Raw genomic sequence first — 13,169 nt, 5'->3', positions numbered from 1 at the left:
TAGCGACATGTGCCTAATCCCAAATTTGAAGACCTTTGCAGGCCGATGTTTCCCCAAGCGCCTGCTGTATAGCCTATGGGAGGTTTCGTGGTCGGGTATCACTTGTTTCGCCACGCGGTGTTGATGTTGATCGACAACATCGTCGTTGCTCTTCGGATGAGCGTACTTCCATTTCTTGCCTTGTATGCGCTGACCGTTCTGATGTTCGCCGGGATCAGCGAGACGGATGATTTTTCGGCCAGGACTGGGATTGGCTTGCTGATTGTCGTGCTGGTCATTGCCTATGTGGGTGTGTTTGTCTGGATCGCCGTCGGATGGCACCGCTATGTCCTGCTCGAAGCGAAGCCCAGTCCTGCATGGCCGAAATGGAGCGGGCAGTCGGTGAGCTCATATATCTGGGCGTGCTTCAGGTTGGTGCCTCTGACCCTGCTTTTGGGTTTTTTATAGGGTTGGTTGCTGTTGCGGTGGGTCCCTTGATCGGGCAGCATCAGGCGTCTAGCGGTGACGGTACGGTGCTTGGATTTCTGATGAGCACTGCGATCTCCTATGTCTCGTTGCGACTGTCACTGGTTCTGCCTTCGGCCGCCGTTGGGGTATTTCTGAGCGTTCCGGAATCTTGGGAGAAGACGAAAGCCCATTCGAAAGCGCTGTGGGATGTAGCGCTCTGCATCGGCGTATTGACATTGACCCCTAACTTTCTGTTGCTGACATCGCTGGCGCGGATCCTCGGAGGCTTTGCTTATGTGGTGGTTGCCCAGTGGGTTCTTTTGATGCTGAGTGTCAGCATTCTAACAACGATGTATGGGTACATCGTGCAGGGACGTGAACTGCGTTAAAGAGAGATAGAAAACGTCTGCATACAGGATTTCAAACATGATGGGTTGGCGGATTTTCAGGCATTCGGTGCGGATGGTTTTGCGAAATTTTCAGCAGGCATTGCAGATCGCGCTTGTGCCGGGTGTAATCGGGATGGCGCTGCTGGTCGGGTTGGCGATGATGACCGGGACTTGGGATAATTTGCAAGCGCCTTTGTCTGATCTGAACTCCGAACCAACAATGACAGATTTGAGTGGCTTTGGCGCGTTTGGCGTCTTTGCCATACTTATCTTCTGGACGATAGTATTTTGGATCGTCGTGTCTTGGCACCGATACGTTCTGCTCGAAGAGATGCCGCAGGGTTGGCTGCCGCCGTTTCGAGCGGATCGCATTTTGGCATATTTTGGTTTGATCCTGATGCTGGCATTGATCACCATGGTCGCAATGATCCCATTTGGTATCTTGCTGGGAATCATGGCGCAGTCCGCGCCTGGTTTGGTGGTCATTGGTGGGTTCTTCTATTTCATTGCGCTTGTCCTCTGCATCTACCGTCTCAGCGTCATGTTACCAGCCTCGGCGATTGGACAGCCAATCACGCTGGCCACGGCCTGGAACAAGACCGAAAGGACATTCGGAACCTTGATTGTGCTGTTTATCGTGAGCGGAATCTTTCAGATCATCGTTCAGGTGATATTTGGTCTGCTCATGGCAATCCCTGTGATCGGTCTGGCCTTGGTTCTGATTCCGTCGATCCTGATCCTGCCACTGATCAACGTGAGTATTCTGACCACCATGTATGGCATCTATGTCGAAGGGAGAGACATTGACTGAATACTTATGTATTCCTTGCCAACCGGTTGGGCTTGCGGCAGTGAACCTGCATGACTGATTTCATGACCCGCGCCCGCGCCGCCGAAGAGGCGATGCGCCAAGTGTTTCCCGCCACCCCATTGCAGCGGAATGCGCATCTGTCTGAGCGATTTGGCGCCGACATCTGGCTCAAACGCGAAGATCTGAGCCCGGTGCGATCCTACAAGATCCGCGGTGCGTTCAACGCCATGCGCAAGCAACCGAGTCAGGATCTGTTTGTCTGTGCGAGTGCGGGCAATCATGCGCAGGGCGTGGCGTTCATGTGCAAGCATTTGGGGGTCAAGGGCGTGATCTTCATGCCGGTGACCACACCGCAGCAAAAAATTCACAAGACGCGGACCTTTGGCGGGGATCAGGTCGAAATTCATCTGATCGGTGACTACTTCGACGATTGTCTAGCGGCGGCCAAAGCGTGGTGCGCGGACAAGGGTGGGCATTTTCTTTCGCCGTTCGATGATGAGGATGTGATCGAAGGCCAAGCCTCGCTCGCGGTCGAAATCGAGCAGCAGTTGGGGCGGGTTCCGGATCATGTCGTGTTACCCGTGGGCGGTGGCGGCATGTCATCGGGCGTGTCGACTTGGTTCGGGGATCGTACCCATTGCCTGTTTGTGGAACCAGCTGGTGGCGCATGCCTGCGGGCGGCGTTGGCGGCGGGGCATCCGGTGACCTTGGATCACGTGGATACCTTTGTCGACGGGGCAGCCGTGGGCCGGATCGGAGAAAAGACCTTTGATTTGCTGCGCAATGTGCACCTCTCCGATGTCCATGTCCTGTCCGGGGATCGGATTTGCACCACAATGATAGAAATGCTCAACATCGAAGGCATCGTTCTGGAGCCGGCTGGGGCCTTGGCGGTTGAGGCGGTCGAGGACATCCAGAGCTTTGTTCGCGGCAAGACCGTGGTCTGTGTAACGTCTGGCGGAAACTTCGATTTCGAACGTCTGCCCGAGGTCAAGGAACGTGCGCAGCGATATTCCGGGGTCAAAAAGTATTTCATCCTGCGATTGCCGCAACGCCCCGGTGCGTTGAAAGAGTTTCTGGGTATTTTGGGTCCGGACGACGATATCGCCCGGTTTGAATACATGAAGAAATCCGCGCGAAACTTTGGCTCGGTCTTGATTGGGATCGAAACCAGCAGGCCTGAAAATTTTGTGCGCCTGTTTGCCCGCCTTGATGATGCAGGCTTTACCTACACCGACATCACCAATGACGAGACGCTGGCGCAATTTGTGATTTGATCAGCTATGTTGCGGCAGTTCGTACAGGAAAACGGTCTTTGATTGTTCATAATTGTTGATGATCGCGTTGACGTCGACGGTTTCAGCGTCGCCCGAAGCAGACTGTCGTTCACCATCCTGACATAGGGTCGAAAAACTCTCAAAGCCCAGGCTCAGCGCGCTGCCTTTTAGAAAATGAAGATCCTGTTCCAACGCATCGCGCGAGCCGTCTGCGCGCAGCCGGTCGATCACCTCTTCGACTTCTTCCAAAAACAGATCCACAACCTCGTGAAAATCGTCGGTGCCAACCTCATTCCGCAACTCGTTCACGCGCGACCAATGTATCATTCTTCACCCTCTGACGTTTTTGCCCCGCACTTTACTCTTTCGTAGCTCTTTGGTCGTAAACACCGCGTTAAGACGAGGTGAGGAATTTTGTCAGTTCCAGACTTCACGCGATGTTAAGACGCGCGGTCTTAGGCTTTGACCATCAGTTCCGGGGCTGAATGTGAGGAAATTCGGTGTTGCAGGGTGAGAAAGTGCAGGTGGAAACCGAAAAGGAATCCGGCGCGATCCAGCAGGTATTGGTGGTCGATGACAGTCGACTGCAGCGCCGTATCCTTGTGAGCTCGCTGAAAAAGTGGGGCTTTGATGTGATCGAGGCCGATTGTGGAGAGGCGGCGTTGGAGATTTGCCAAATCTCGCCGCCCGATCTGGTGCTCAGCGATTGGGTCATGCCCGGGATGAGCGGATTGGAATTCTGCAAGGCGGTGCGCGAGCTTCGGAATGATGCCTATTCTTATTTCATCCTTTTAACGTCCAAGAGTGAAAAAAACGAGATCGCGCAGGGTTTGGATGCAGGGGCCGATGATTTCCTGATCAAGCCGGTCAGTTCAGACGAGCTTCGCGCCCGAATTTCTGCCGGTGACCGAATCTTGGGTATGCAGCGCGAGCTGTCGAAAAAGAACCGCATGATCGAGGATGCCCTTGATAAATTGAAGGTAGCCCATGACGCCATCGACAAGGACCTGATTCAGGCCCGAAAGATCCAGGAATCCCTCGTACCCGAATTGACCCGAGAATTTGGATCGTCGCGTGTCAGCCTGTTGCTTAAACCCTGCGGTCATATCGGCGGCGATCTGGTGGGCATGTTCTCGCCCGGCGTCAATCGCTTGGGGTTTTACAGCATCGATGTCTCTGGTCACGGTATAACGTCGGCGATGATGACAGCGCGTTTGGGCAGTTACCTGTCCAGCACCTACTTTGAGCAGAACGTAGCAATGGAGCGACGTTTCAATCGATTCTATGCCCTGCGCCAGCCGGATGAGGTCGCGGCATCCCTGAACTCTCGCCTGATCGCAGATACCGGGATCGAGGAGTATTTCACAATGGTCTATGCCATCGTGGATCTGCGCAGCGGGCTGCTGAAAATGGTGCAGGCCGGACATCCGCATCCGTTGGTCTTGCGTCGGGACGGGCGGGCCGAATTCTTGGGGGATGGCGGTGTGCCTATTGGGCTGCTACCGGACATTCCCTATGCACATTTCGAAACACAACTTAGCCCTGGTGATCGGCTTCTGCTGTACTCTGACGGCTTCACCGAATGTCGGCTGTCCAATGGCGAAATGTTGGAGCCCGAAGGGTTATTGCAATTGGTCCGCGACTGCGACCCTCAACAGGGCGGGCAAGAGTTTTTGGACGACCTGTTCTGGCGTCTGACACAAGTCATGTCAGATGAATTCGGGATGGAGGATGACGTGTCCGCGACGTTCTTTGAATACAACGGACCCTAAGATCAGCGCTGCAGGGTCAAAAGGCCAAGCGCTGGGCGATTATCCGTATGATCACTCCCTGGCAGGTTACAATACCCCAGCAAACTGTGATGCAAAATGCCGATCCCCTGGGTTACCCAAGGCCTGGATCGCCACATTAACGTCCATCCAAACGGCTTCGTGAAATTTTTCTGTTGGCGGTCCTTTGCACAGCACGGGGCGGGCACAAAAGACGGTACAGACTTTTTCAGCCCACAAATCGTATTCCGGCATATAAGTGAACCGGCGAAATGCACCCAGGCGGCGGGGGGCAGCAATGGACCAGCCGGTTTCCTCGAACACTTCACGGTGCAGGGCAGTGATTGGCGATTCGCCTGGGTCGATTCCGCCGCCTGGCAACTGCAATTCGGGGTTCTGCCCGTCGTCGTACCACGTCACCAAAAGCTGATGTCCACGTGGCAAGAGAACATAAGCCCCCGGACGACGTGTATAGCGTCGTCCGTGTTCCGGGGTTTCCCCAACGCGTCGGATCATGTATGCACCCCTTCCATCGCGACTTGTTCCACCTATATGGACGCGGTATGCCAACCCGTGGCGTGTAAGGAAACCCCATGACTCTCGGATCCAAAATCGCGTGGGACGACACTGTCCTGCCCTTTCAACTTGATGCATCGGACATGCGCGGTCGCGTGGCCCGTCTGGACGGCGTGCTGGACGGTGTCCTAAAGCAGCACGACTACCCCGACCAAGTCGAGGCGCTGGTGGCTGAAATGGCCCTGCTCACCGCGCTGATCGGGCAAACCATCGACCTGCGTTGGAAGTTGTCGCTGCAAGTGCAGTCCAAAGGCGCGGTGCGCATGATCGCGACCGACTATTATGCCCCGCAAGAGGGCGGTCGTGCGGCGCAGATCCGTGCTTATTCCAGCTATGATGCCGAGCGCCTGACCGATGGTGTCCCCTTTGACCAAGTCGGGGAAGGATATTTCGCCATCATGGTTGATCAGGGCGATGGCATGAAGCCCTATCAGGGGATCACTCCGCTGGCGGGTGGATCGCTTAGCGCTTGTGCCGAGGCGTATTTTGCGCAGTCCGAACAGTTGCCGACGCGCTTTTCGCTCAGCTTTGGAAAGTCGACCGAGCCGGGTTTGGGTGAGCATTGGCGCGCAGGTGGAATTATGCTGCAAAGCATGCCCAAGGCGTCGCCGTTTGCCGCAAAGGGGGATGGCGATGGCGAGATCCTGACAGCGACCGATCTGGTGGATGGTGAGGAAGGAGACAACTGGAACCGCGTCAACATCCTGCTCGACACGGTCGAGGATTTGGAACTGATCGGACCCAGCGTGCCACCTACGGATCTGCTGGTACGTCTGTTTCACGAAGAACAGCCGCGTGTATATGATGCCCAATCAGTGCGGTTCGGCTGTACTTGTTCCGAAGATCGCGTGCGACAAAGCCTGTCGATCTATTCTGCGCGTGACATTGGTACCATGACGACCGACGATGGGCGTGTTACAGCCGATTGTCAGTTCTGTGGTGCCCATTATGATCTGGACCCCAAGTCCGTAGGATTTGAGGCGGAACAGAAAAACGGTGCATGAAGCCGAAACAAAACTGAGGGCTGCCATGGCCCGAACGGGGGACGGGTCAAGCGACTTTGACCTGAACCCCGACACAGTGCTTCCTCAGGGGCGTAAACTGCGTCCCGCCGGGGTTTTGGTGCCGGTGTCGCTGGCGCATACCGAACCTCGGATTATCCTGACGAAACGCTCGTCGGCGCTGAAACATCACCCCGGTCAGATTGCTTTTCCCGGTGGCAAGCAGGACGAAGGCGACGCCGACGTCACCGCAACCGCCGTGCGTGAAGCACAGGAAGAGATCGGCCTGCCGCGCGCACTGCCGCGCATTCTGGGCCACTTGCCATCACATGAGACAGTCACGTCGTTCACCGTCACCCCGGTAATTGCGATCTTGGACGATTCCTTTGACGTGATCGCGGAGCCGGGTGAAGTAGACGAGGTGTTTTCCGTACCGTTCGATCACCTGATGCGGTTAGAGAATTACGCGGTGGAATCGCGTCGTTGGCAAGGTCAGCAGCGGTATTACTACACCGTGCCCTTTGGCCCTTATTACATCTGGGGCGCAACCGCGCGGATGCTGCGCGGGTTGGCTGCGCGGATGCAAGCATGACACGGATCGCTGAGGATTGGCTGACGTCGCGCGCGACGCAAAAAGTTTGCGCCGCGTTGACCGACGGCGGGGCGCAGGCGCTCTTTGTGGGCGGTTGCGTTCGTAACGCTCTGCTGGGGTCGCCGACTTCAGACATCGACATCTCGACCGATGCACACCCTGAACGGGTGATGAAATTGGCGCGCGCGGCGCGTATTAAGGCGGTGCCCACCGGCATCGAGCACGGAACCGTTACGCTGGTGCAGGATGGCGAGCCGTTCGAAATTACCACCTTTCGTCGAGACGTGAAAACCGATGGTCGCCGTGCTGTGGTGGCTTTTGCCGACACGATCGAAGAAGACGCAGCGCGCCGCGATTTCACCATGAACGCCATCTACGCGCGGCCTGACGGCACGGTGATTGATCCATTGAACGGGCTGCCGGATCTGACCGAGCGCAGGGTGCGATTCATCGGGACGGCAGAACATCGCATTCGCGAAGATTTCTTGCGTTCGCTGCGCTTTTTCCGATTCCACGCGTGGTATGGCGATCCGCAGGCAGGATTAGATGCAGATGCGCTCGCCGCGATTGCCGTCAATTTGGACGGACTGGAACGCCTGTCACGCGAACGGGTCGGGGCCGAATTTCTGAAACTCTTAGGCGCCGAGGACCCTGCGCCTTCGGTCGCTGCCATGCGAATGGCAGGGGTTCTGGGCGTGGTTTTGCCGGGTGCGGACGATCGGTCGCTGGCCCCAGTTGTTCACTTGGAGCATGAATTGACAGTGCCTTTGGATGCTCTGCTGCGGTTGGCATCCTTGGCTGACGCCGACGTGGCCGGAACTTTGCGATTGAGCAAAGTGCAGTTGAAGGCGATTACGGCGCTGCGCGAGGCTGCAACCGGAACCGCCAACGCGGCCGAGCTGGGTTATCGTTTGGGGCAGAAAACAGCCATCAAGGCGATGATCCTGAGATCTGCACTGCTGGAGGTGCCAATTGCTTCAGCCGTGCGCCGCGATGCGGAGAAGGGATCACAGGCCGTTTTCCCAGTGTCAGCCAAAGACCTGTTGCCTGACTTCAAAGGGCGGGAGCTGGGTGATAAATTGTCCCTGATCGAAAGCAAATGGATCGCATCTGGTTTTTCGCTGACACGAGAACAACTTTTGGCGACGTAGCGTCAATTTGATACTTTATTTTCCGGGGTGACAAGCGCAATCCTTTCCGTTTACGTTTGCCAAATCAACTAACGGAGGAATGCGAATGTATTACGGGATCTGGTTCAGCATCGGCTGAGGTCACGCCCCCGTTTGGGTGATGCCTTGGCACACCTAATTTCGCACGTCCAAAATTACGCTCATGTGGAGCATCCGTTATGTTTCGTTTTTTCGAAAACCTTGTTGACCCCTATACCGACTACGACGAAGTGGACACGCCGCCCACACGTCTGTGGCCGTTTTTGTTGGAATATTCTCAACCCTTCATGAAGGTCTTTTTCTGGACGGCCCTTCTGTCGATCATTGTCGCAGGCGTCGAAGTTGGGTTGATCTATTACATGGGTCGAGTCGTTGATCTGTTGAGTGGTGGGCCCGAGCAGGTGTGGCAGACGTACGGCACTGAACTGGTGTTGGTGGCCCTGTTTGTCCTGTTCCTGCGGCCCGCGTTGCATATTCTCGACGTCATGCTGTTGAACAACGCGATCCTGCCGAACTTTGGCACGTTGATCCGTTGGCGGTCGCATAAACACGTTTTGCGTCAGTCGGTTGGCTGGTTCGAAAATGACTTTGCCGGGCGCATTGCTAACCGGATCATGCAAACGCCACCAGCAGCGGGCGAAGTGATCTTTCAAGTCTTTGATGCGATTTCGTTTTCGCTGGCCTATCTGATCGGCGCGGCGGTGCTGCTGATGGTCGCTGATGTTCGGTTGTTGATCCCACTTCTCATCTGGTTCGCGCTTTATGCGGTGCTGGTGCGCTGGACCGTCAGACGCGTAGGGCCCGCTTCGCAGGCGGCGTCGGACGCGCGCTCGACCGTGACAGGCCGGGTGGTTGACAGTTATTCCAACATCCATTCGGTCAAGATGTTTGCCCACAACGATCACGAATTGGCATATGCCAAGGAAGCGATTGAAAACACACGTAAGACGTTCCAGGTCGAGATGCGGATTTTCACCATCATGGACACCGTGCTGGTGACACTGAACGGTTTGCTCATCGTGGGTGTTGTCGGCTGGGCGGTTGCTTTATGGATGCAAGGCCAGGCCTCGGTCGGAGTTGTGGCTGCGGCCACCGCGTTGACGTTGCGCCTGAACGCCATGACCGGCTGGATCATGTGGGCATTGACCACGTTCTTCCGTCAATTGGGCGTTGTGGCCGAAGGTATGGAAACCATCGCGCAGCCTATTGATCTGGTAGATGACAAAGGCGCCCAACCGCTGACTCTGACCCTAGGCGCCATTCAGTTGGACGGCCTGTCGCACCACTATGGGCGCGAGACCGGCGGGCTGGATGCTGTCGATTTGGCAATCGGTGCGGGCGAAAAGGTCGGTCTGATCGGTCGGTCAGGGGCGGGCAAGTCGACCTTGGTCAAGCTGCTCTTGCGGTTCTATGACGCCGATAGGGGGCGTATTCTGATCGATGGGCAGGATATCGTCACCGTGACCCAGGACAGCCTGCGTTCCAATATCGGCATGGTCCAGCAGGACAGCTCATTGCTGCATCGCTCGGTGCGGGATAACATTCTGTACGGCCGTCCCGACGCGACCGAGGCGCAAATCATCGCCGCCGCCAAACAGGCCGAAGCGCATGAGTTTATTCTGGATCTTGAGGATCCCCAAGGCCGCACCGGCTATGACGCTCATGTAGGCGAGCGGGGCGTGAAACTTTCGGGCGGTCAACGTCAGCGGATCACGCTGGCGCGGGTGGTTTTGAAGGACGCGCCGATCTTGCTGTTGGACGAGGCGACAAGCGCCTTGGATTCCGAAGTTGAGGCCGCGATTCAGGACACACTTTATGGCATGATGCAGGGCAAGACGGTGATCGCGATTGCGCACCGCCTGTCCACCATCGCGCAGATGGACCGTATTCTGGTCATGGATCAGGGCCGGATCGTTGAACAGGGCAGCCACGCCGAGCTATTGGCACAAAAGGGGCTGTACGCACAGTTCTGGGCGCGGCAATCTGGTGGCTTCATGAACCCGGAGGCTGCTGAATGAGGGTTGCCGACTTAATCAAGCCATTTCGTGACACGAACACACCGCCCCCTCAGACCTTGGGGGCGTTTGTGCGCTGGGCGCTGTCGGGGGCCTGGCCCATGCTGTTTCTCGCCGCCAGTTTCTCGGCGATGGGCGGCGCGCTAGAGGTAGCGACAGCCTGGATCCTGGGGCAGGTGATCGATCGGGCGACGGCCAGCGGGCCCGAAGGGTTCTTTGACGCCCGCAATCTGGGTCTGATCCTGGGCGGCATGATATTCTTTATGCTGCTCCGCCCGCTGGTGGCGGGACTTGCGTCGTTTGCGAACAATTATGTGGTTTTACCCAATATCCCGCCCCTGGTTCTGGCCAAATTGAACCGGTGGACGCTGGGGCAGTCGGTCACCTATTTCGACGATGATTTCGCTGGACGCATTGCGCAAAAGCAGATGCAAACGTCCAACTCGCTGGCCTCTGTCGTCACAGATGTGGTCAACGCAGTGGTCTTTGCGCTCTCGACGCTCGTGGGCACAATGGCCCTGCTTGGGGCAATCCATCCGCTGGTGGTGTTGCCCTTTTTGGTGTGGATGGTCGCCTATTTCGCCCTGATCCGGTGGTATCTGCCTCGCATCCGCAAACGCTCGGCGGCGCGGGCAGGGGCTCGGGCTATGGTGTCGGGGCAGGTGGTGGATGCAATTACCAACATAAAGACGGTCAAGTTATTCGCCCACGCCACGCAAGAGGATCAAGCCGCGCGCGAGGCTATGGTCGATCTGCGCGAACGCGCGTTGGAGTTCGGATGGCTTTCAGCCTCGTTCCGGTTTTTCTTGGTGGCTTTGGCGGGAATGTTGCCGGTGCTGTTGATGGGGTCGACCCTGCTGCTGTGGCAGAGTGGATCGGCGACCACCGGGGATGTGGCGGCGGCCGGCGCCATGGCGATCCGGATCGCTCAGATGACCGGATGGGTCAGTTTCACGCTGATGTCGATGTATGCAAGCATTGGCGAGATCGAAAACGGGATGAAAACACTGACCCAACGTGTCCGGGTCGAGGATGCGCCGGGCGCTACGGATCTGACCGTACCGGGCGGAGAGATTGCGTTTTCGGATGTGGGTTTTGCCTATGGTCGCGACGTGGGTGGGGTGCAAGGTATCGACCTGCATATCGCTGCAGGCGAAAAGCTGGGCATCGTTGGCGCGTCTGGTGCGGGAAAATCCACGCTCGTTTCGCTCTTGTTACGGCTTTATGACGGCGAGGCGGGGCAGATTACGATCGACGGGCAGGATGTGGCAAAGGTTACGCAGAACAGCCTGCGTCGTAACATCGGCATGGTCACGCAGGAAACGGCGATGTTCAACCGCTCGGCGCGCGAGAACATCTTTTATGGGCGGCCCGACGCATCCGAGGAAGAGCTGATCGACGCCGCCCAAAAGGCCGAAGCGCATGAGTTCATTTTAGGGCTGCAAGACGGCAGTGGGCGCAAGGGGTATGACGCCCATCTGGGCGAGCGGGGCGTCAAGCTGTCAGGTGGGCAACGGCAACGGATCGCCTTGGCGCGCGCCATCCTGAAAGACGCGCCCATTCTGGTGCTGGACGAGGCGACATCGGCGCTTGATTCCGAGGTTGAGGCCTCCATTCAAGCCGCATTGCACCGGGTGATGGAAGGCAAGACCGTGCTGGCCATTGCGCACCGTTTGTCGACGCTAAGCGAGATGGATCGGATTGTGGTCATGGACGAGGGTCGGCTCGTGGAAAGCGGCACGCATGAGGCGCTGTTGACCCACGGTGGCCTCTATGCGCAGTTCTGGCAGCGGCAGTCCGGTGGGTTTATTCAGACCGAGGCGGCGGAATAAGCCCTTTCTATAGAACCGATCCCCCGCTATCACGCGGCATGACCCAGCAATACACCATAGCCAGGCTTGGCCATCAGGGCGACGGGATCGCCGATGGCCCGATTTTTGCCCCCCGTACCCTTCCGGGTGAAGTTGTCACCGGCGATGTCGATGGGCAACAACTGACCGACATTCGGATCGACACGCCGTCGGATGACCGGGTGAAACCGTTGTGCCGCCATTACAAGGCATGTGGTGGCTGCCAGTTGCAGCACGCCTCAGATGCTTTTGTGGGAAATTGGAAGGTTGATGTGGTGCGTGCGGCGTTGTCTGCACAGGGACTGGACGCTGAAATGCGCCCGATCCACACCTCTCTGCCCAACTCACGCCGCCGGGCGACCATTGCGGTACGGCGCACCAAGAAAGGGACGCTGGCCGGGTTTCATGGGCGTGCATCCGGCGTGATCACTGAAATCCCCGACTGCCAATTGCTGGTCCCCGAGCTGCTGGCCGCGATCCCCGTGGCCGAGGCGCTGGCCGTGATCGGCGGCAGCCGCAAGGGTGTTTTGTCAGTGACGTTGACGCTGTCCGAGGTTGGGTTAGACGTGTCCGTTCAGGGTGGCAAGCCACTGGATGGCCCGCTTGAGGCGTCATTAGCTCAGGCTGCGGAACAACAAGGGTTGGCGCGGTTGGCTTGGGACGGCGAAGTGCTGGCAATGCGTAATCCGCCGTATCAACAATTTGGTGCTGCAAAAGTCGCACCCCCGCCTGGCGCCTTTCTACAGGCCACCAAAGACGGCGAAGCCGCACTCTTAACTGCTGTGCAAGAAGTCGTCGCAGGTTCCAAGAAAATCGTGGATTTGTTTGCCGGTTGCGGCACCTTTAGCATGCCACTTGCCGCAGATGCCGAAGTGCACGCGGTCGAGGGCGATAAGGCGATGACCCACGCGTTGGATCAAGGGTGGCGCATGGCGCAGGGTTTGAAGCGGGTCACGACCGAGGCGCGAGATCTATTCCGCCGCCCGCTGATGCCGGACGAACTGCGCAAGATCGATGCGGTCGTTCTGGACCCTCCGCGCGCTGGGGCCGAGGCTCAAGTCACCGAACTGGCTGAGGCGCAAGTGCCGGTGATCGCCTATGTGTCGTGCAATCCGGTGACATTTGCGCGGGACGCCAAGGTGCTTGTGTCTGCGGGATACCGTCTGAACTGGGTGCAGGTAGTGGATCAGTTCCGCTGGTCTTCGCACACGGAACTTGCAGCCTCGTTCACCTTATCCCATATCAGCGGCTAAAGTTCACGGAGACCGGCAGC

General features: G+C 57.4%; 13 protein-coding genes. 11 read left to right on the top strand and 2 right to left on the bottom strand.

Annotation, left to right across the window (positions count from 1 at the left end; translation table 11 throughout):
• The first annotated feature begins 87 nt into the window (after positions 1 to 87).
• The 4 genes from G6R15_RS18605 (at position 88) to ilvA (ending at position 2,924) form a co-directional block, all read left to right on the top strand.
• Positions 88 to 447 (top strand): hypothetical protein, encoded by a 360-nt coding sequence (locus G6R15_RS18605; protein ID WP_205520561.1) that lies wholly within the window; start codon positions 88 to 90, stop codon positions 445 to 447.
• Positions 448 to 527: 80 nt separating this feature from the next.
• Positions 528 to 836, top strand: a complete 309-nt coding sequence (locus G6R15_RS18600; RefSeq protein WP_164661477.1) for a hypothetical protein — start codon at positions 528 to 530, stop codon at positions 834 to 836.
• Positions 837 to 936: 100 nt separating this feature from the next.
• Positions 937 to 1,647, top strand: a complete 711-nt coding sequence (locus tag G6R15_RS18595) for a hypothetical protein (protein WP_164661476.1) — start codon at positions 937 to 939, stop codon at positions 1,645 to 1,647.
• A gap of 50 nt (positions 1,648 to 1,697) precedes the next feature.
• Positions 1,698 to 2,924, top strand: coding sequence for a threonine ammonia-lyase IlvA (gene ilvA, locus G6R15_RS18590; protein ID WP_164661475.1), 1,227 nt, complete (start codon positions 1,698 to 1,700; stop codon positions 2,922 to 2,924).
• On the opposite strand, the gene G6R15_RS18585 is transcribed toward ilvA, so the two are convergent.
• A complete protein-coding gene (locus G6R15_RS18585; RefSeq protein ID WP_164661474.1) occupies positions 2,925 to 3,251 on the bottom strand; it encodes an Hpt domain-containing protein in 327 nt (108 codons plus the stop codon).
• Between the two features lie 176 nt (positions 3,252 to 3,427).
• On the opposite strand from G6R15_RS18585, the gene G6R15_RS18580 reads away from it, so the two are divergent.
• Positions 3,428 to 4,696 (top strand): PP2C family protein-serine/threonine phosphatase, encoded by a 1,269-nt coding sequence (locus tag G6R15_RS18580; protein WP_306432355.1) that lies wholly within the window; start codon positions 3,428 to 3,430, stop codon positions 4,694 to 4,696.
• Positions 4,697 to 4,762: 66 nt separating this feature from the next.
• Here G6R15_RS18580 and G6R15_RS18575 read toward each other — a convergent pair whose 3' ends face one another.
• Complete coding sequence (locus G6R15_RS18575; protein ID WP_164661472.1) at positions 4,763 to 5,209, bottom strand: NUDIX hydrolase; 447 nt, start codon at positions 5,207 to 5,209, stop codon at positions 4,763 to 4,765.
• 77 nt (positions 5,210 to 5,286) lie between these two features.
• Between G6R15_RS18575 and G6R15_RS18570 the strand changes: the two genes are divergently transcribed.
• From G6R15_RS18570 to G6R15_RS18545, 6 genes are all read left to right on the top strand, one after another.
• On the top strand, positions 5,287 to 6,273 hold the full coding sequence (locus tag G6R15_RS18570; protein ID WP_164661471.1) for an Hsp33 family molecular chaperone HslO: 987 nt from the start codon (positions 5,287 to 5,289) through the stop codon (positions 6,271 to 6,273).
• A gap of 25 nt (positions 6,274 to 6,298) precedes the next feature.
• Entirely contained in the window at positions 6,299 to 6,862 is a 564-nt protein-coding gene (locus tag G6R15_RS18565; RefSeq protein WP_164661470.1) for a CoA pyrophosphatase, read from the top strand.
• Positions 6,859 to 8,013, top strand: coding sequence for a CCA tRNA nucleotidyltransferase (locus G6R15_RS18560; RefSeq protein ID WP_164661469.1), 1,155 nt, complete (start codon positions 6,859 to 6,861; stop codon positions 8,011 to 8,013). Before G6R15_RS18565 ends, G6R15_RS18560 begins: the two co-directional genes overlap by 4 nt.
• A gap of 197 nt (positions 8,014 to 8,210) precedes the next feature.
• Positions 8,211 to 10,049, top strand: a complete 1,839-nt coding sequence (locus tag G6R15_RS18555; RefSeq protein WP_164661468.1) for an ABC transporter ATP-binding protein — start codon at positions 8,211 to 8,213, stop codon at positions 10,047 to 10,049.
• Positions 10,046 to 11,878, top strand: a complete 1,833-nt coding sequence (locus G6R15_RS18550; protein WP_164661467.1) for an ABC transporter ATP-binding protein — start codon at positions 10,046 to 10,048, stop codon at positions 11,876 to 11,878. Before G6R15_RS18555 ends, G6R15_RS18550 begins: the two co-directional genes overlap by 4 nt.
• A gap of 38 nt (positions 11,879 to 11,916) precedes the next feature.
• A complete protein-coding gene (locus tag G6R15_RS18545) occupies positions 11,917 to 13,149 on the top strand; it encodes a class I SAM-dependent RNA methyltransferase (protein WP_164661466.1) in 1,233 nt (410 codons plus the stop codon).
• Positions 13,150 to 13,169: the final 20 nt, after the last annotated feature.

The organism is Tropicibacter sp. Alg240-R139, from assembly GCF_900537075.1.
Classification (GTDB): domain Bacteria; phylum Pseudomonadota; class Alphaproteobacteria; order Rhodobacterales; family Rhodobacteraceae; genus Falsiruegeria.
Note: the sequence above shows the minus strand (reverse complement) of the source record. Positions and strands in the feature narration are given on the sequence as shown.

Coding starts and splice junctions, on each gene's coding strand:
- G6R15_RS18570 (WP_164661471.1), top strand. CDS start 5,287: ATGACTCTCGGATCCAAAATCGCGTGGGACGACACTGTCCTGCCCTTT.
- ilvA (WP_164661475.1), top strand. CDS start 1,698: ATGACTGATTTCATGACCCGCGCCCGCGCCGCCGAAGAGGCGATGCGC.
- G6R15_RS18550 (WP_164661467.1), top strand. CDS start 10,046: ATGAGGGTTGCCGACTTAATCAAGCCATTTCGTGACACGAACACACCG.
- G6R15_RS18560 (WP_164661469.1), top strand. CDS start 6,859: ATGACACGGATCGCTGAGGATTGGCTGACGTCGCGCGCGACGCAAAAA.
- G6R15_RS18575 (WP_164661472.1), bottom strand. CDS start 5,209: ATGATCCGACGCGTTGGGGAAACCCCGGAACACGGACGACGCTATACA.
- G6R15_RS18600 (WP_164661477.1), top strand. CDS start 528: ATGAGCACTGCGATCTCCTATGTCTCGTTGCGACTGTCACTGGTTCTG.
- G6R15_RS18555 (WP_164661468.1), top strand. CDS start 8,211: ATGTTTCGTTTTTTCGAAAACCTTGTTGACCCCTATACCGACTACGAC.
- G6R15_RS18545 (WP_164661466.1), top strand. CDS start 11,917: ATGACCCAGCAATACACCATAGCCAGGCTTGGCCATCAGGGCGACGGG.
- G6R15_RS18585 (WP_164661474.1), bottom strand. CDS start 3,251: ATGATACATTGGTCGCGCGTGAACGAGTTGCGGAATGAGGTTGGCACC.
- G6R15_RS18565 (WP_164661470.1), top strand. CDS start 6,299: ATGGCCCGAACGGGGGACGGGTCAAGCGACTTTGACCTGAACCCCGAC.